The organism is Pantoea sp. Ap-870 (genome assembly GCF_011752515.1).
Classification (GTDB): Bacteria; Pseudomonadota; Gammaproteobacteria; order Enterobacterales; family Enterobacteriaceae; genus Pantoea; species Pantoea dispersa.
Map to the genome: position 1 here is coordinate 156,643 of NZ_VWXG01000010.1, position 17,814 is coordinate 174,456.

The following is a 17,814-nucleotide window of genomic DNA, read 5'->3' on the forward strand; positions in this document are numbered from 1 at the left end:
TTACTTCAGTGCGAAAAATTACTTCGCATCTGGCAGCGCATAGGCAATTACGTAATCGCCCAGCTTGGTACCAAACGAACCGTGACCACCGGCCGCGATGACAACGTACTGCTTGCCATTCACTTCATAGGTCATCGGCGTAGCCTGGCCACCCGCTGGCAGACGCGCCTGCCACAGCATCTCACCGGTGTTGGTATCGAACGCGCGCAGGTAGTTATCTGCGGTCGCGCCGATGAAGAACACGTTACCGGCGGTGGTGATTGGGCCACCCAGCATTGGCATACCCATTTTGAACGGCAGCGGAACCGGTGCGCTATCGCGAACGGTACCGATACGTTTCTTCCACACGGTTTCGTTGGTCTTCAGGTCGATCGCTGAAACGTAACCCCAGGCCGGCTGTTTACACGGCAGACCAAACGGCGACAGGAACGGGTTCAGCTCGACGCCAAACGGCACACCGTACTGCGGCTGAATGCCGGTTTCAGTACCGGAACCGCCTTCTGCGCCCTGCGGTGGTTCAATCGGGTTGCCCGGACCGCGCGGAATCAGCTTAGACACAAACGGCAGCGCCATTGGGTTAGCGATGGCGATCTGACGATGGGGATCAACCGCGATGCCGCCCCACTCGAACATACCAAGGTTGCCCGGGAACACCAGCGTACCCTGCTCAGACGGCGGCGTGAACGGACCTTCGTAGCGCAGACGCTTGAAGATCACGCGGCACACCAGCTGGTCATACATCGTCGCGCCCCACATGTCCTTGTCCGTCAGGTTCTGCTTCGGACGGAAGGTCAGTTCGGAGTACGGCTGGGTCGGTGCCACGTGGTCACCTTTCGCCGCGCCCTGCGGTACCGGCGTCTCCGGTGCAGGCACGACCGGCTTACCGGTACGACGATCCAGCACAAAGATGTTACCGGTTTTCGCCGGGGCATAAATCACCGGTACGGTGTTGCCGTCTTTGTCCGTGATATCGGCCAGCGTCGGCTGTGACGGCAGGTCCATATCCCACAGATCGTGGTGCACGGTCTGATACGACCACACCAGCTTACCGGTGGTGGCGTTCAGCGCCAGAACGCTGCTCGCGTAGCGCTCCTGCTCTGGTGTGCGGTTACCGCCCCAGATATCCGGGGTGGAAACGCCCATTGGCAGGTAAACGGTATCCAGTTTTGGATCGTATACCGCCGGCGCCCACGAGTTCGGCGAGTTCATGGTGAAGGTGTGTTCATCGGCCGGAATCGCGTTAGGATCTTTCGCGCCCGGGTCGAACACCCACAGCAGTTTACCGGTGTTGACGTCAAAGCCACGGATGGCACCAGACGGCTCACGGGTAGAGTAGTTATCGGTGACCGCACCAGCAATGACGATGGTGGTGTCAGTGATAACCGGCGGTGACGTAGGCTCATACTGGCCTGGCGTCTGTACCGGCTGCTTGTGCTGCAGATCCAGCTCACCGTTGTTGCCAAAGGATGGGCAACGGGCACCGGTATCGGCATCCAGCGCGAACAGACGACCGTCGTTCACTGGCAGATAGATGCGGCGTGAGCACAGCGCAGGCTGGCTGTTGGCGGCATCGGCAGCAGCAGGCACTTCATGGTATGAAACACCGCGGCAGGTCACGTGCTGGAAGGTAGGATTCGGCTTCAGGCCCGGATCGAATTTCCACTTCTGCTTACCGGTCGTCGCATCCAGCGCAAACAGAATCTGGTGTGGCGAGCAAAGGTACAGCGTGTCGCGGATTTTAATCGGCGTCACTTCGTCAGTGATTTCACCCGGATCGTTGGCGGTTTTGAGATCGCCGGTCTGGAACTGCCAGGCAACCTGCAACTCTTTCACGTTGCTGGTGTTGATCTGCTTCAGCGGCGAGAAGCGGGTGCCCTGCTGGTCACGCGCGTAGGCTGGCCAGTCAGCATCGTTGATGTTACTCAGCGGCTGGGCCTGCGGGACGTTAGCGGCTTCCGGCAGGTTGCCATTCAGCTCCTGCGGATCGTGGAATACTGCCCACGCCAGCACCAGTACGCTGGCTACCAGCGCAACGGCCATCGCACCCAGCGCACCTTTACCCGCATGATTCAGGCCGCGATACACAAACGGCAGAATCAGCCAGATACCGAAGATCACCAGCACGTCGGTACGTGGGGCCAGCGCCCAGAAGTCGAAGCCGACTTCCCATACGCCCCATACCAGCGTTGCCAGCAGCAACAGGGCATACAGCAGCAGTGCGGAACCGCTACGGCGCCACAGCAGAACAGCGGTGATCAGCATAATCACACCGCCAATAACGTAGTACCAGGAACCTCCAATGGCGGCTAACCAAACGCCGCCAATCAGCATAAATGCGCCCGTCAGCAGTGCAAACAGCACCGTCAGGAAGCGAATTACGCCAAAAGATGAGGAAGCTTTCCCCATAATATTGACCTCTTTCTTTGCCATAAAATCAAAGGAAACAACCGATTAGGCTGTATCCCGACATAGAGTACGAAGTGACTTAAGGTGTTCTGTCAGTGCTTTTCCGTTAAGCAGGATGATCCCTTTGCGTTAAATTTTATCTTAAAAACGTTAACAGGTTTGATTTTTTTAGCGCTTTGCTCTTTTTATCAGGCAGTGACACGACATTTTATGAGGATATTGCGCCATCCTGTCCGGCGTAATCGGGTGATAACGCCGACGCGCAGAATTTTGTGTAAACGTTTACCCAGTGAGGAGCGGATGACAACTCCGCTGCGTTTGCCAGCCGCTTAGCTGTAAATGCAGGTAATCTTCGGCCGGTAATTTGAGCTGGGGCGTACGTAATATTACCTCTGCTTGTGTTTCCCGCAGCGAAGCGAGCAGAAAAGGAAAGCTGAACTTGAGATAATTTTCACGGAAGAAGTCATCGCTCAGAACAATACCGCTGAAGGGAAAATCGGTAATATTTTTCCACTCGGTTCCCGGCGGCGCGAGATCGTAAAGCCAGAAGGAAAAACGAGACGCCACAGCGCGTAAAGCGGATCCTGCCTGACGTAAAGTGGCATAGTTGATCGCCAGCCTTACATTCTCATGTTGCAGGCTGGAATAATTATCCACGTCATGCAAAAAGGACATCACACTATTTCCCGCCAGTGGAATAATTATTAATCCCGCAGCATCCGCTGACTGATAATGTTGAGTAATTATCTCGCCTTCATGAAGTAATGCATCACGCTCCGGCACGCAATGCATTAAGGACGCTGAATAACACGCGCCGATAGGTGTGCCGTCGAAGCGACAGACACGCTCAGTGACATAAGGATGGTATGAATTGTTTTCCATTTATCTCTATGAATAAATTAATGAACGATAGCGTCTTAATTATTATAAGGACGGGAAGACTGCTGTGATTATCACAGGGGGCAATATAGATCGATTCGCCGGCAAAGATCACCTTTTTTAGCTGTTTCTGATAAAGAGATAAAAAGCGTTGTGCTGGCGGTAATTAACGTTTTATTGAATTATCTGGAATGTTTTGACTATTTTCACAGTAAAACAATCAGTCTGCTAATATTCTGCGCGCCAGCTTTAACCCTGAATCCGTATAAACACCTGTTTTTACAGCGCACATCCAGCCATTGCCTGCTCCGGTCAGTTATCGCACTCTATGGCGTGAAAAACATAAGGAAAGCCGATGGTGGCTTTTCACCAGGCCGGTGCCATGACGCCGGCCGGTTCTGCTTCAGGATGGGATAAAACTATGGGTTCACCGGTCACCGCAGCGGAAGATTCGCTGCTGCGACACAGGTCGTTCGTCGCCTTCTGGCTGGCGCGTACCTGTTCATCGTTTGGTTTTCAGATGTTCTCCGTGGCCGTCAGCTGGCAAATCTATGCGCTTACCCACAGTGCTATGGCGCTGGGCATGATCGGTCTGATGCAATTCTTACCTTCTGTATTGCTGGCGCTGCCGGCGGGTCATCTTGCGGATCAGTATGACCGTCGCCGCATCGTGCTGCTGGGGCAGCTGATTGAGTGGCTGGCGCTGCTCGGGCTGGTGGCGCTGACGCTGCTGCATTGGGCGGGCCGGATTGAAATCTGGGGACTGGTGTTCCTGATTTCGCTGGCCAAAGCGCTGGAGTGGCCGGCAATCACCTCAATGCTGCCAGCGTTGGTACCGCCGCCCATCCTCGCGCGCGCCATGGCGGCCAGCTCGGTGGGCGGTCAGGCGGCGGTGATTGTCGGTCCGACGCTGGGCGGCTTACTGTACGTGGCCGGGCCGGAGGTGGTGTACGGTGTTTCGGCGCTGTTCTATCTGCTGTCGATTGTGCTGGTCAGCCGTTTGCGCTACGAACGACCGCCGCAGGCACGTATTCCGGCCAGCCTCAGCACCATGTTTGCCGGTGTCCGCTTCATCCGCGAGCGCAAAGATGTGCTTGGGGTGATCTCGCTCGATCTGTTTGCCGTGCTGCTGGGCGGCGCCACGGCGCTGCTGCCGATCTTCGCCCAGGATATTCTGCATACCGGTCCGTGGGGGCTGGGCATGCTGCGCGGTGCCCCGTCGGTCGGGGCGCTGCTGGTTGGGGTGTGGCTCAGCCGTCACAAGCTGGAAAAGCACGTGGGCATGATCATGTTTGGCTCGGTAGCCGGTTTTGGTCTGGCTACGCTGGTATTTGCGCTGTCGACGCAGCTGTGGCTCTCGCTGCTGGCGCTGGCGGCACTCGGCGGCTTCGATATGGTGAGCATGGTGATTCGCGGCGCGCTGGTGCAGCTGGACACGCCGGATGAGATGCGCGGGCGCGTCAACGCGGTCAACGCCATTTTCATCAATACCTCTAACCAGCTGGGTGAGTTCGAATCCGGCCTGTTGGCCGCATGGTTCGGTGCGGTGCCCGCAGCGGCGATTGGCGGTGTCGGCACCCTGGTGGTCGTGGCGCTGTGGATGGCGCTGTTCCCTCATCTGCGCAAACGGCAGAAACTGGAAAACGACAGTCTCGCCTGACGTTCGAGGCTGCCCGGCGCGGTGGCCGTGACCAGGTGCGCAGTCTGCCTCGCTATCTCACACAGCCAGGTTTGATTATTATTAATCACATTTGACTGTTTGTGAGCATGATCAAACTAATTAAGCGCCAGTTAATCTATAAATTGCCCTGCCTGTGCGTAAATTTATTCATTTTTGAGTGAAGTAAATCATTTTGCACGGTGCGGGGTAGCCAGCGCAGCGACGCAACAACAATAATCATGGCCGCCTCATTAACGGTGCGTGTGAAGCCCGGCACGCACCACGACCCTACGTTATCAATGAGGCGAACATGAAACAGTTCTCTGCAGAAGGGATGGTGATTATTGTCGGGATTGTCATTGCCTACATCCTGTTCACTACCTGGCTGACCTGGCGGTTGCGCAGTAAAAACAGCGGCGACTTTATGGCGGGTTCAAACGTGATGCCAGCGTTTGTGGTCGGCGTGATGCTGATGTCTGAATACATTGGTGCCAAGTCAACCATCGGTACGGCGCAGGCGGCTTTTGAGGATGGCTTTGCCGCGTCCTGGTCGGTGATCGGTGCCGCTATCGGCTTTCCGCTGTTTGGTATTCTGCTGGTCAAACGCATCTACAACACCGGCAAAATTACCATTTCCGGCGCGATTGCCGAGCGCTATGGCAACTCCACCAAAAATATTATTTCTATCATCATGATCTACGCGCTGCTGCTGGTGAACGTCGGCAACTATGTCAGCGGTGCGGCGGCGATCTCTACGGTGCTGAACCTTGACCTCACCACGGCGGCGGTGATCACCGCGCTGGTCAGCACCTTCTATTTTATGTTCGGCGGCATGAAAGGCATCGCCTGGGTGACGCTGCTGCACAGCGGCCTGAAATATATCGGTATTCTGGTCATTCTCGGCGTGGCGCTGCACATGACCGGCGGCGTCAGTCCGATGATCAAAGAGATGCCGCACTTTTACTGGACCTGGGACGGTAACGTCGGGCCCAGCACCATTTTTGCCTGGATGATTGGCACCATCGGATCGATCTTCTGCACCCAGTTTGTGATTCAGGCTATCGCCTCGACCAAAAGTGCGGCGTCTGCGAAGCGCGCCACCTGGGTCGCCTTCTTCTTCTGTATGCCGATTGCCATCGCCATTGCGCTGATTGGCGTTGCGGCAAAATATCTGCATCCCGAGATCAACAGCCTGTACGCGCTGCCGGTGTTCCTGCAGGACATGAGCCCGTGGCTGGCAGGGATTGTCACCACCTCGCTGGTGGCCTCGATTTTTGTCAGCGTCAGCACCGTGGCGCTGGCCATCGCTTCGCTGGTGGTGAAAGACTTTTATGTGCCATACCGTAATCCGACGCCGGAACGCGAATTTCGCATGACGCGCTGGCTGTCACTGCTGATCGGTTTTCTGCCGCTGATCTTCGTGCTGTTCGTACCGGAAGTGCTGAAGCTATCGTTCTTTACCCGCGCCATCCGCCTGTCAATTTCGGTGGTGGCGATCATCGCTTTCTACCTGCCGTTTTATAAAAGTACGCGCGGCGCGAACGCCGGCCTGATTGGTGCCTGCGTCATGACCTCGCTGTGGTATCTGCTGGGCGATCCGTTCGGCATCAACAATATGTACGTCGCGCTGGTCACACCGGCGGTGATCATGCTGATTGACCGCCTGATCCCGTCACGCCAGCCGCAGCGCAAAAATGCACCTGATTCATCAATGCAAAACAGTGGAGCCTGACATGACCGACTCAACCATTACCGTCGAACGTAACGGTAAGCTTCATCCGCACGCGCAGGACGCGCAGCAGCTCACGGCGATGCTGCCTTCGGTCTGTCCGCAGAATCACGCCGCTAACCTGCTGCCGTTACCGAACGGCGACCTGCTGTGCGTGTGGTTTGGCGGCACGCAGGAAGGCATCGCGGATATTTCGGTGTGGTGCTCGCGGCTGGCGCAGGGCAGCGCACAGTGGAGCGATCCTCAACAGTTATCCGACGATCCGGCGCGATCGGAACAGAATCCGGTGCTGTTTCTCGATCCCGAGGGCGTGCTGTGGCTGCTGTGGACCGCGCAGAAGTCCGGTAATCAGGACACGGCGATTGTGCGCTATCGCCAGTCACACGATTTGGGTCACAGCTGGAGTGCCATCGATACGCTGCTCGATCAGCCGGGCACGTTTATCCGCCAGCCGCTGGTGGTACTGCCGAATGGCAACTGGCTGCTGCCGGTGTTCTATTGTCGCACCCAGCCGGGAGTGAAATGGGTGGGCAATGATGACATCAGTGCGGTAAAAATCTCCAGTGACAAAGGCCAGAGCTGGCGCGATGTGGCGGTGCCGGACAGCCTCGGCTGCGTGCACATGAACATTACGCTGCTGCAGGATGGCAGCCTGCTGGCGCTGTATCGCAGCCGCTGGGCTGATTATATCTACCAGAGTCGTTCGGACGACGGCGGTGAAAGCTGGAGCGCGCCACAGGCGACCGATCTGCCAAATAATAACTCATCGATTCAGGTGACCACGCTGCACAACGGCCATCTGGCGCTGGTGTTTAACGCCATGAGCGCACGTGATGCCAGCGAGCGTCGCCTGTCACTGTACGACGAAATCGAAGACGAAGATGACGCGGCGGTGGCCGTGGCGGCGCAGCCGGTGGTTCAGGGCGCACGCACCGCCTTCTGGGGGGCTCCGCGCGCACCGATGACGTTGGCTATTTCTGCCGATGGCGGGGTGAGCTGGCCGTGGCAGCGTAATCTGGATGAAGGGGACGGCTACTGCATGACCAACAATTCACAGCAGAAACTGAACCGTGAGTTCTCCTATCCCAGCATTAAGCAGAGCGCGGACGGCGCACTGCACATTGCCTACACCTATTTTCGCCAGGCCATCAAGTACGTGCGCGTGGAGGAGAACTGGGTGAGGGACAAAGCATGAGCCGCCATGCGCTGGTGACCGGTGTCAGTTCCGGCATTGGTGCGGCGATTGCCGATGAGCTGCTGACACAGGGCTGGCAGGTCACCGGTTTTAGCCGTACGCCGGTGGAGAAAGATCATCCGGCGTTTACCTCCGTCAGCGTCGACCTGTTTGACGCCGGTCAGCTGAAACGGGCTTTGGCCGGGCTGGCGAAGGTGGATGCGCTGGTGCACGCGGCAGGCATGATGCTGGCCGCGCCGCTGGGTGAGCTGGAGGAAGAGCAGGGGGCGCGGCTGTGGTATCTGCACGTGCAGGTGGCGCAAATCATGGCCAACACCTTGCTGCCGCAGATGGGCCACGGCGATCGTATTCTGCTGCTCGGCAGCCGCACGTCACGCGGCGCGGCGAATCGCAGCCAGTATGTCAGCACCAAGGCGGCGATGGTGGGCATGGCGCGCAGCTGGGCCGCCGAACTGGCTCCGCAGGGCATTACGGTCAATGTGATCGCTCCCGGTGCCACCGCCACGCCGATGCTGCTGCAGCCGGACCGCGCCAGCTCGCCGCCGAAACTGCCGCCTATCGGACGCTATATCCATCCCGAAGAGGTGGCCGCGCTGGCTGGCTTTGTGCTATCGCCGGCTGCCGCTGCCATTACCGGACAGGAGCTGGTAATTTGCGGCGGCGCGTCGCTGTAGTTTTATTCTCCAGCGTGCTTCTCCCATCGTAAATAACAGGATGGGAGAGGCTGCTTTTGTCTCGTCTGCGAAAACTCCTGGCTTACCGTGCTACGCTTTCTTTGGGTTTACCAAAGTGGTAATCTTTTACCGTTTTATGCTAAATCCAATTTTATTGTCTACATATTAAGTGGTTACGGAGTGTAGCGCTCCGCAGCAGAGAAGCGCGCAATGAATCATGATGTTCTTCAGGAAATAAACGCCGAACCACTTTTTCCGGTACAGAGCGATCAACATATTGTTTTTGGCGTTGACGGAAAGTTTAAAGCGCATGCGCTAATCACGATTCTGTCCATCATGAAACACGCCGGAGACCGCGTGTATCATTTCCATCTGATCTCTTCAGAACTGACACCGGCCGATAACCCCCGGCTCGCCAGGCTGTTTCAGGGATCGCGCCACGGCGTGACGCTGCATCATCTGCCGGATCAACTATTTGCCACGCTGCCGGTCACCGAACTTTTTACCCGTGCGACCTACTACCGCTTTCTGGCACCGCTGATTTTGCCGCAGGCGGAAAAACTGCTCTATCTTGATGCCGATATGGTATGCATTAATCCGCTCAATGAACTGTGGCAGATCCCGACCGGCCCTGAGGCGGTTGCGCTGGTGGTCGGTGAAATTGCCTCGCTGCAGCCGGTGCTGGCCAAGAATGCCGGCTTGCGCGGCGAGCGCTATTTTAACGCCGGCATGATGCTGATTGATGTGGCGCAATGGCGCGCTGACAATATCAGCGAACGCGCGTTTACTTTACTGTCCGAACACGGGCGAAACTTCCAGTATCTCGACCAGGATGCGTTGAATATTTTACTGGAAGATAAAGTGACCTTTGTTTCTCCTCGCTTCAATACCCTGACCATGCTGGCCCATGACGATCGTGGCTATACGCTCGACGTGCCGGCGGAAACCTGCCTGATTCATTATGCCGGTGCGGATAAGCCCTGGCAGGTATGGAATCAACAGTTTGTGGTTCACCACTATCGCGATATTTATCAGGATTCACCGCTGTCCACCATGGCGTTTGACCAGCCAGTCAATGCGCAGCAGGCAAAAAGAATGTATAAGTCGCTTTTTCGTCAAAAAAGATGGTGGCAGGCCATTCTGTGGCGCCTGAAACATATCAAGATGAGGTATTGTTAAGTGCAAGCTCACGCTTTTCGCCAGCTGATGACGGGAAAAAATATTTACCAGCTCTGTTTTGTGCTGCTGAGTATCGCGCTGGCGTCGTCACTGGTGGTTGAAGCCTTACCGCGCAAAATATTCTATTTTTCCAGTTATCTGGTGGCTCTGTATTTAGTAATTCTGGCGGTGAAAAAACAGTGGCTAACAGATAAAACGGCCATAACGGTAGCGCTTCCGCTGCTGTTCATTGGGCTGGTCAGGCTCATCTGGGCAAAGATGTTTTCCCACGCTGAATTCAGTGACGTGGTGAATAACTACTTCCAGGGCGGTAAGCTGTTTATTATCGCGGCTTTTCTCAGCTATTTTATCATCGCCTGGCGCCACTATCTTAGCCGTCCACTCCTGATAACCTGCAGCGCCATCTTATTTGTCGGGCTGCTGGTGACGTTAGGTTTCGCTATCAGTGAACACGCAAAAACGCTGACCCGCATCAGATTGCTGACCGATTCCGCCGGTACCGTCTCTTATCTGATTACCGCGCTGGCGCTCTGTACTTTGTACACCGGCCACCGGGTAATCTCCCATCGCGGCGGACAAATGATCTTATTCAGCGCGGTCTTTGTCGTGAATATGATGCTGATGATTCTGACCGAGTCACGCGCCGGCGTATTAACCCTGCCACTGATTTATCTGGCCTGGTTTTATTTTACCCATCGCTGGGCGGGTAAAATTTCGCTGGTGGTGTTAGCGCTGTTTATTATCGTGGGCGCTTTATTTATGCCGGGCAGCGTCTGGCAGCGCTTAGACAGCATTCACAATGAAGTTGATACTTATCAGACCAACAATAACACCTCGATTGGCGCCCGTTTCTCTATCTGGAAAGGCGGCTGGCACAGCGTTTCGTGGTCGCTGCTGGGGCAAAGTCCGGATCAGCGCACGGCAAAAGCACGGGAATACATCACGCAGCATGAGCGCCACAATCCCGAAGCGTATAAAAACGTCATGTATCACCTGCACGATGATTTCCTTGAAACGCTTTCGCTGCAGGGGATCGCTGGCGCACTTTCCCTGCTGATTTTTTACCTGGTGCTGCTGATAGTAGCCGCACGCCGCGGCGTCGCCGGATTAACGCTGCTGCCGCTGTCAATTATCATCTTCGGGCTGACCGACACGGTGTTAATTCAGAGTGGTTCGGTGCTGATCCTGGTGATGGCGATTATCATCAGTTATGCCATGATTCATCCGCCTGAGAAAGCATCGTCCTGATAAACCGGCGCCGGCATAGCGCCCGGTAGTTACAGCGGTTTGTTTAACTTCAGAGCCAGGTATTTCTTTTTAAAGCTGGTTCTGATTTTACTATCGAAAAGAAAAGACAGCGGCCTGATTTTAGTGATCGCCTCAATAACCTGCTTCCTGTCGTCAGGATTATCCAGGGCTTCCCGATGTTTATGTGCAATATTAATCCAGTGGCAGGATAGCAGATTACGATAGCGCTCCTGCAACACCTCATCCATATGCTGCGTTGCGCTCACTAAGAGTGAAATTTTGTGTTTATCCAGCTGGCTGGATAAGCTGTTGCCGCGTTTAAAATAGAGATAAGGGCTCTGGCGGCTATAAGCGATTGCATCACTGCTGACCAGGATTTCCGGGAAAAGCCAGGCGTCCTCGTAGCAGGTATAATCCGGGAAGGGATGTGCCAGCAGCATGGTGCGCTTAATAAACTGACCGATAAAGTGCGCCTGCAAATCGCGATGGATCAGGAATTTTTCAATAGCCTGATGCCGTGACAGTGTTTCCGCCTGCATGCCCTGCCACGTGATGTGCTGAGGCCGGGATTCATATACCTCATTAAGCGCCGTGAACAGTGCATCCGGACGATGGCTTTTCAGGTAGCGGACAATATCGGCGAGGGCGTCGGCCAGCAACTGATCGTCGCCATCCAGCATCGTAATATATTCACCGCTGCACTGCTGAACGCCAAAATTACGCACCCGGCCAATGTTGCGGTAATCAATATTAAATACTTTCGCCTGCGGATGCCGCCGGGAAAAATCATCGAGTAACGCTGCTGTGTTGTCGACGGATGCGTCATTGATAAGAATAAATTCAATATACTGCTCAACACCATGACAGGCCTTTTCTAAACTCGCCAGCGTGTCAGGCAGAAATTTTTCACTGTTATGGGCTGTTAGCAACACACTGATTAAATAGTCAGGAACCATCATTTTTTAAGTCAACATCTGAGGCAGGAATGCCGTCAAGCATACTACAAGTGGCAATTTGAGGGGAGGGCATTGACGCAGCGCAGCCCTGCGCCTGCTGCCACCGATCAGGCACATTTACGGCTGATACAATAATGCGTATGATTCTCATTCCTTTTTATACTTCCTGCTCGCGCAGGTAACCCATCGGTCCTTACCGGAGACAGCAATGACTTCATCATTACGCCCGCGCGCCACCGCGCTGGCTCTGGCGCTGCTGGCAGCCATGAGCCTGAGCGCCTGTCAGGCGCCGGCTAAAAAATCAGTAGCGCCTGCCGCCGCGGCTAAGCCAGCGGCAGCGGAGAAGGTACAGCAGCGTGAACTGGGCGACGGCCTGTATGAAATGGCCTATGTGCCGGGCGATCCGGCTGCGCTGTATGTAGCCAGCGCGCAGGCATTTAAAACCGTCAACGGTGGCGTGCTGTATCGTCTGGATGCCCGCACGCTGGCGACGCTGGGCGAAACCCATACCGATCTGAAAAACTTTGGCATGACGGCTTCACCGGACGGCAGCGTGCTGTACATTACCAACACGCTGGACGGTGGCGTGACAAAAGTGGACGCCAGAAGCGGTAAAGTGCTGCAGCGTCAGCTGTTTGGCCGGAAAAACGACAAAGGCAATCCGGTTGGCGCGCGTGAAATCCTGCTGCATGACGGCCTGCTGTACATCGGTGCGATTGAGAATCCGGCGATGATTTGGGTGGTCGATGCGAATACGCTGCGGCTGAAAACCACCATCAAAAACGCCGGCAAGTGGGTGACCGGGTTGCTCTATTCGGCATCAACCGACCGTATTTACGCGGCGAACGGCAGTGGCGAAGTGCTGGTGATCAATCCGCGCAGTCACAAAATTGAGCAGCGCTGGACGCCTGGCGATGGCAAAGAGTATCTGCTGTTAAATCTGGCCGAAGATGCCGCCAATGGCCGCCTGTACGTCACTGACAATTCTAAGGGCAAAACCACGCTGGTGTTCGATGAGCGCAGCGGTAAGGTGATCAAACGCCTGGATGTCGGCGATTCGCTTGGCATCAAATTCAATGCGAAGCGCAACGAGATTTACATCAGCCAGCGACTCGGCGGCAAAGTGCTGCAGCTGGACGCGACGACCTACGCAGTGAAAAATAGCTGGACGCTGCCGACCCACCCTAACAGCCTGCTGGTGTCGCCAGATGGTCAGACGCTGTACGTGACGGTGAAGCAGGGACTCAATAAAGATCGCTCGCCGCAAGGGCCGGATAGCGTGGTGCGGATTACGCTGGATTAACCGCGCTGGGTTTAATCGCGGCGCGAGGGATCGCGCCGCAGATAACCCTTGCTTAGCAACGGGTTACGTCATCCATTACGCCACGCCGTTCACCAGCAGTACGCGGTAGTTGGCGCCTTTCAGGCGATGCGCTTTGGCTTCCTGGTAGGCCGGGCTGAAGTACCAGGCTTTGGCGGCCTCGGCATCTTCAAACTGCAGCACCACCACGCCTTCAGCATCGCGCCCTTCCAGTACCTCCAGATCGCCGTAAAACGCCAGTGGCGTGATGTGGTGATCGCCACGCGCCGCGCCGGCTTTCTGCGAATAGGTGGCCAGCTCGTCTTTGTCCAGCGTTTCGTCTTTAATCATAACGACATATGCGGCCATTATTGTTCGCCTCGCGCCTGACGCTTGTCTTCAGTATTGGTATCAAAATCGCTCGCATCGTGCCGTTCCAGCAGCTGATCCTGCGGCTCGGCGCCAAATGCCCGGTTTACTTTACGTCCGCGGATCACCGCCGGACGGTCGGCAATCTCTTTTGCCCAGCGCACCACATTTTTGTACGACTGCACATCGAGGAATTCGCCGCCGCCGTACTGGTTATTCAGCACCAGATTGCCGTACCACGGCCAGGTTGCGATATCGGCAATGGTATATTCGTCGCCGGCGAGGAAACGGTGGTCCGCCAGCTGGCGATCCAGCACATCAAGCTGACGTTTGGCTTCCAGCGTGAAGCGGTTGATGGCGTATTCAATTTTTTCTGGCGCGTAGTGATAGAAGTGGCCGAAACCGCCGCCAAGGTAAGGCGCGGATCCCTGCAACCAGAACAGCCAGTTCAGGGTTTCCGTGCGGCCCGCCACGTCAGAGGGAATAAAGTGGCCGAATTTATCTGCCAGATAGAGCAGGATATTGCCGGATTCAAACACGCGCAGTGGCGGCGTGATCGAGTGGTCGCGCAGCGCCGGAATTTTTGAGTTGGGGTTAACCTCAACGAAGCCGCTGGAGAACTGATCGCCGTCGCCGATGCGGATAAGCCAGGCGTCATACTCCGCTTCCTGCACGCCGAGCGCCAGCAGCTCTTCCAGCAGAATGGTCACTTTCTGGCCGTTTGGCGTCCCCAGCGAATAGAGCTGCAGCGGATGCTTACCGACCGGCAGCGTTTGCTCATGCGTCGGCCCGGCGGTTGGACGGTTAGTCTTCGCCCCGTTACCTTTGGCTTCCGGGTCCCAGGTCCAGACTTTCGCGGGCTGATACTGATTTTCCGACATAATGCGTTCGCCTTGTTGTGAAAAGATTTTTGCTGCTACTGAGTGTAGCAGCACGCTATCACGCCGATTTAACCGCGCTGGCGATAAAAGACAAAGTCGAATCAGGCAAAATTCTCTTGCGTAAACAGCATAAAGTCGACTTTACCGGGCTGATAGGTCTCTGGTTGCTCACCCTCTTCCAGATGTCGCAGTAGCAGCGTTAGCGCCAGTTGTGCGTGACGCAGGGTGTTTTGGTCGAGCGTTAGCGTCAGCACGCGTTTGGCCAGCAGCTCACGGGTGGTTTGGTAAAGTTCGTGCGTCACATACACCACCTTGCCGCACAGCCGGTGGCGCGCCAGCGCTTCGTGAATCTGCGTGTTGCCCATGCCGGTATTGTACAAGCCGACAATCTGCTGCGATGCGGCCAGCGTTTTCTCAAGCAGCCGGCTGATGCGCTCGCGCTCGTCCTGGCCTGCGATGATCTCCCGCAGCCGCAGATGCGGGAAACGCTCCGCCAGCACTGCCTGAAACCCTTCGATGCGCAGACGGTGCGCGGCGTAATCAGCGCGACCGCTAACCAGCACCACATCTCCCGCCACGGGCAGCATGCTGCCGAGCATCAGCGCGGCGGTGCGTCCCGCCTTCAGCTGATCAATACCGACATGGCACAGGCGCGGCGCATCAGGCAGATCGGCCACCAGCGTGATGACCGGTACGCCACGCGCTTTACAGGCCTCAAGCGCCGCGTAAATCAGCGGATTTTCATGGGCGAAAACAATCAGCCCGTCCATCTTTTTGCTGCTGGCTTCGATATGCGCCGCCAGCTTTTCGGGCGCATGCTCCGGAATCAGCGTGCGGTGCAGCCGCAGGCGACGATAGCCGAGCTCATCAGCCAGCCGGGCAAAATCCTGCGCCAGCTGTTGAAAGAAGAAGGAACCGTTACCGCTCAGCAGCACCTCTATCTGCCACGCGTGGCGGTGCTCCTCCGGCAGGATGCGTTTCAAACCCGCTTCGCGCGCCGCCAGTAAAATCTTTTTCGTCATCGCGGGCGACACGCCGCCCCGGTCGTTCAGCACCCGATCTACCGTGGCGACGCCCACACCCACCCGCTTAGCCAGTTCGGCCAGCGTCATTGTTTTCATCTGAGTGAATTCCATCAAAAACCGCGTTCAGACAGCCTGCCAGAAAGCGATATTTTGACAAGACCGACGATGCCGAAGTGTGAGCAACAGGAGCGTTATCATGCGCAGTGCGCAACGTTTTGCCTTGATTGGCTGTGGATTTATTGGCCAGGTGCATGCCGCAAACCTGGCGCGCCATCCCGGCGTTGAGCTGGCGCTGGTGTGCGATATAGACACCGCGCGCGCCGCTGCGCTGGCAGAGCAGTTTGGGGCGCGGGCCGCCAGCGTGCCGCAGGCGCTGAGCAGTGAGGCCATTGATGCGGTGCTGATTGCCAGTGCGACGCCGACCCACGCTCCGCTACTGGAGCAGGCGGTACTGGCGGGCAAAGCGGTGTACTGTGAAAAACCGATCGATTTGTCGCTGTCACGCGCCCGGGAAGTGGTAGCCAGCATTTCCCCGCTGCAGGTGCCGGTGACGGTAGGATTCAATCGGCGTTTTGATCGCAGCCATGCACAACTGAAAGCCCAGCTGCAGCAGGGCGTGATTGGACGCAGCGAGCTCATCCAGATGGTGTGCCGCGCCTCTGAACTGCCGCCGCTGAGCTATCTGCAGGCGTCCGGCGGACAGATGCGCGACCAGGCCATCCACTTTTTCGATCTGCTGCGCTGGCTAACTGAGGATGAAGTGGTCACCGTGGGCGCGCTCGGTGCCGCGCTGGCGATGCCGGCGATCCGCGACATTGACGTCGATACCTCAGTGCTGATTATGCGCCTGCAGCAGGGCGCGCTGGCGCAGCTCGATAATGCCCGTCGTACCGCTTACGGTTATGACGAGCGCATCAGCGTGATGGGCAGCCTGGGCATGCTGGCGTCGGAAAGCCAGGCGGTGCGCGGTGCAACGCTGTATCAGGGGCAGCACATCCGCCAGCCGGGGCTGTATGCGGACTGGTTCAGCCGGGTACAGGAGACCTATTACAGCCATCTCGATGCGTTTGTGCGCCATCTTGGCGGCGAGAAAGTGGCTGCTCTGCCGGGGCTGATTGACGGGCTGCGCGCGCAGGCCATCGCGGAAGCGGCGCAGCTGTCGCTGACGCGCGGCGAGTTTGTTGAGGTGGAGTGGGTGACGGTTTGATGGGGAGTGGGCGATGGCGTTTGCCCTCACCCCAACCCTCTCCCGCAGGCGGGAGAGGGGGCTGATAGTGCATGCAACTTACAGATTCAGCAGCTCGCGCTCAATCAGCTCGCGGGTTTCCACAGCCTGATACTTCATCTTCTCCGGATAGCCAAATAGCGCGGCGGAGATAATCGACTCGCCGCCCACTTTATAGTGGCGGTTAGCGAAATCCATCTCGCGCAGCGCTTCGAACAGCGCGTCGAAATTCACCTCACCTTCGCCAACAGCCACGTGCTGGTGGATAGTGGCATCGACACCCGGCGGGTTAACGATATAGCGACAGTGTTTGGTGTGGTTCATGGTATCGGCAATCAGCATGTGCGAAAGATCGTCGCCAGCGTAATGCAGCATACTCTTCACGTCGCCTTTGCCCTTGTCATAGTAGAACGTATGCGGTGCGCTGTAGATGTATTTGACGTTGTCGCTGCGGAACGACTTGACGATATCGGCCGTTTCATTGCTCTCTTCGCAGAAATCCCACGGATGCGCCTGAATTTCCACGCGAATCCCTTCACGCTCGAAAATCGGCAGCAGCTCGTCCATTGAGCGATAGAACATCTCTTCGCAGATTTCGGGCTCGTTCGGGTTACCGGAGAGCTCGGTATTGATCACCTGCACGCCCATCTCCACGGCAATCTCAATCATTCGCTTCCAGTTTTTCACCGCCGCCTGGCGCCGCAGCTCATCCGGTCCCGACCAGCGATAGACGGTAATAAACGAGGAGATTTCCAGTCCGGTAGCGTTGAGCGCATTTTTGTACTCGCGCATGATCTCCCGGCTGGCTTTCGGGTGTTTATAGAATGGATTGATCTGCGGATGCGGCGACTGTTCAATGTATTTATAACCCCACTCCGCGACCTGATGCACCATACGCGTGATGCCGAGATCGCGGATAACATCCACATCAAAAGCGATTTTCATTGTTGTTCTCCTGCGCGTTACGTTACCCACCACCGCAATCGGCGGCTGGTGTCGCGTCAACTATAAAAACAGCCCGGCACCGGCTCTAATGCTTTGCTGATGCATTTCCATCAGTGCCGGCGACCCGCTGCGGCGATCGTTTG

General features: G+C 56.5%; 15 protein-coding genes. 8 read left to right on the plus strand and 7 right to left on the minus strand.

From position 1 onward, the window contains the following. Positions 1-18 precede the first annotated feature (18 nt). Both F3J41_RS20555 and F3J41_RS20560 read right to left on the minus strand, forming a co-directional pair. Positions 19-2,406 (minus strand): glucose/quinate/shikimate family membrane-bound PQQ-dependent dehydrogenase, encoded by a 2,388-nt coding sequence (locus F3J41_RS20555; protein ID WP_058770114.1) that lies wholly within the window; start codon positions 2,404-2,406, stop codon positions 19-21. Positions 2,407-2,688: 282 nt separating this feature from the next. Then, positions 2,689-3,288 (minus strand): hypothetical protein, encoded by a 600-nt coding sequence (locus F3J41_RS20560; protein WP_166712247.1) that lies wholly within the window; start codon positions 3,286-3,288, stop codon positions 2,689-2,691. Between the two features lie 418 nt (positions 3,289-3,706). On the opposite strand from F3J41_RS20560, the gene F3J41_RS20565 reads away from it, so the two are divergent. The 6 genes from F3J41_RS20565 to F3J41_RS20590 all read left to right on the plus strand — a co-directional run bounded on the left by F3J41_RS20565 (position 3,707) and on the right by F3J41_RS20590 (position 10,970). After that, positions 3,707-4,945 carry an MFS transporter gene (locus F3J41_RS20565; protein ID WP_031279748.1) on the plus strand — a complete coding sequence of 413 codons (1,239 nt, stop codon included), beginning with the start codon at positions 3,707-3,709 and terminating at the stop codon, positions 4,943-4,945. A gap of 310 nt (positions 4,946-5,255) precedes the next feature. After that, positions 5,256-6,677: a sodium:solute symporter family protein gene (locus F3J41_RS20570; RefSeq protein WP_058770048.1), complete on the plus strand. Its 1,422-nt coding sequence runs from the start codon at positions 5,256-5,258 to the stop codon at positions 6,675-6,677. A 1-nt stretch (position 6,678) separates the two neighbouring features. Beyond that, positions 6,679-7,869: an exo-alpha-sialidase gene (locus tag F3J41_RS20575; RefSeq protein WP_021507787.1), complete on the plus strand. Its 1,191-nt coding sequence runs from the start codon at positions 6,679-6,681 to the stop codon at positions 7,867-7,869. Continuing rightward, positions 7,866-8,543: an SDR family NAD(P)-dependent oxidoreductase gene (locus F3J41_RS20580; RefSeq protein WP_021507786.1), complete on the plus strand. Its 678-nt coding sequence runs from the start codon at positions 7,866-7,868 to the stop codon at positions 8,541-8,543. The genes F3J41_RS20575 and F3J41_RS20580 overlap by 4 nt, the downstream gene beginning before the upstream one ends. Positions 8,544-8,753: 210 nt before the next feature. Further along, entirely contained in the window at positions 8,754-9,722 is a 969-nt protein-coding gene (locus tag F3J41_RS20585) for a glycosyltransferase family 8 protein (RefSeq protein WP_166712249.1), read from the plus strand. Further along, the gene (locus F3J41_RS20590; RefSeq protein ID WP_349844023.1) at positions 9,723-10,970 is read left to right on the plus strand and encodes an O-antigen ligase family protein; all 1,248 of its coding nucleotides are present in this window, start codon (positions 9,723-9,725) and stop codon (positions 10,968-10,970) included. It abuts the gene before it with no gap. Between the two features lie 29 nt (positions 10,971-10,999). On the opposite strand, the gene F3J41_RS20595 is transcribed toward F3J41_RS20590, so the two are convergent. After that, complete coding sequence (locus F3J41_RS20595) at positions 11,000-11,929, minus strand: glycosyltransferase family 2 protein (protein WP_166712251.1); 930 nt, start codon at positions 11,927-11,929, stop codon at positions 11,000-11,002. Between the two features lie 205 nt (positions 11,930-12,134). Here F3J41_RS20595 and F3J41_RS20600 point away from each other — a divergent pair, with 205 nt between their 5' ends. Beyond that, the gene (locus F3J41_RS20600) at positions 12,135-13,229 is read left to right on the plus strand and encodes a YncE family protein (RefSeq protein WP_166712253.1); all 1,095 of its coding nucleotides are present in this window, start codon (positions 12,135-12,137) and stop codon (positions 13,227-13,229) included. A gap of 75 nt (positions 13,230-13,304) precedes the next feature. On the opposite strand, the gene F3J41_RS20605 is transcribed toward F3J41_RS20600, so the two are convergent. The 3 genes from F3J41_RS20605 to F3J41_RS20615 all read right to left on the minus strand — a co-directional run bounded on the left by F3J41_RS20605 (position 13,305) and on the right by F3J41_RS20615 (position 15,597). Next, the gene (locus F3J41_RS20605) at positions 13,305-13,595 is read right to left on the minus strand and encodes a DUF1330 domain-containing protein (RefSeq protein ID WP_021507781.1); all 291 of its coding nucleotides are present in this window, start codon (positions 13,593-13,595) and stop codon (positions 13,305-13,307) included. Further along, positions 13,595-14,476, minus strand: coding sequence for a glutathione-dependent disulfide-bond oxidoreductase (gene yghU / locus F3J41_RS20610; protein ID WP_021507780.1), 882 nt, complete (start codon positions 14,474-14,476; stop codon positions 13,595-13,597). Before yghU ends, F3J41_RS20605 begins: the two co-directional genes overlap by 1 nt. Before the next feature lie 101 nt (positions 14,477-14,577). Continuing rightward, positions 14,578-15,597, minus strand: a complete 1,020-nt coding sequence (locus tag F3J41_RS20615; protein ID WP_021507779.1) for a LacI family DNA-binding transcriptional regulator — start codon at positions 15,595-15,597, stop codon at positions 14,578-14,580. 100 nt (positions 15,598-15,697) lie between these two features. Here F3J41_RS20615 and F3J41_RS20620 point away from each other — a divergent pair, with 100 nt between their 5' ends. Next, the gene (locus F3J41_RS20620) at positions 15,698-16,708 is read left to right on the plus strand and encodes a Gfo/Idh/MocA family oxidoreductase (RefSeq protein ID WP_166712255.1); all 1,011 of its coding nucleotides are present in this window, start codon (positions 15,698-15,700) and stop codon (positions 16,706-16,708) included. A gap of 78 nt (positions 16,709-16,786) precedes the next feature. Here the strand turns inward: F3J41_RS20620 and F3J41_RS20625 are convergent, their stop codons facing one another. Then, complete coding sequence (locus tag F3J41_RS20625; protein ID WP_021507777.1) at positions 16,787-17,671, minus strand: sugar phosphate isomerase/epimerase family protein; 885 nt, start codon at positions 17,669-17,671, stop codon at positions 16,787-16,789. Positions 17,672-17,814 lie beyond the last annotated feature (143 nt).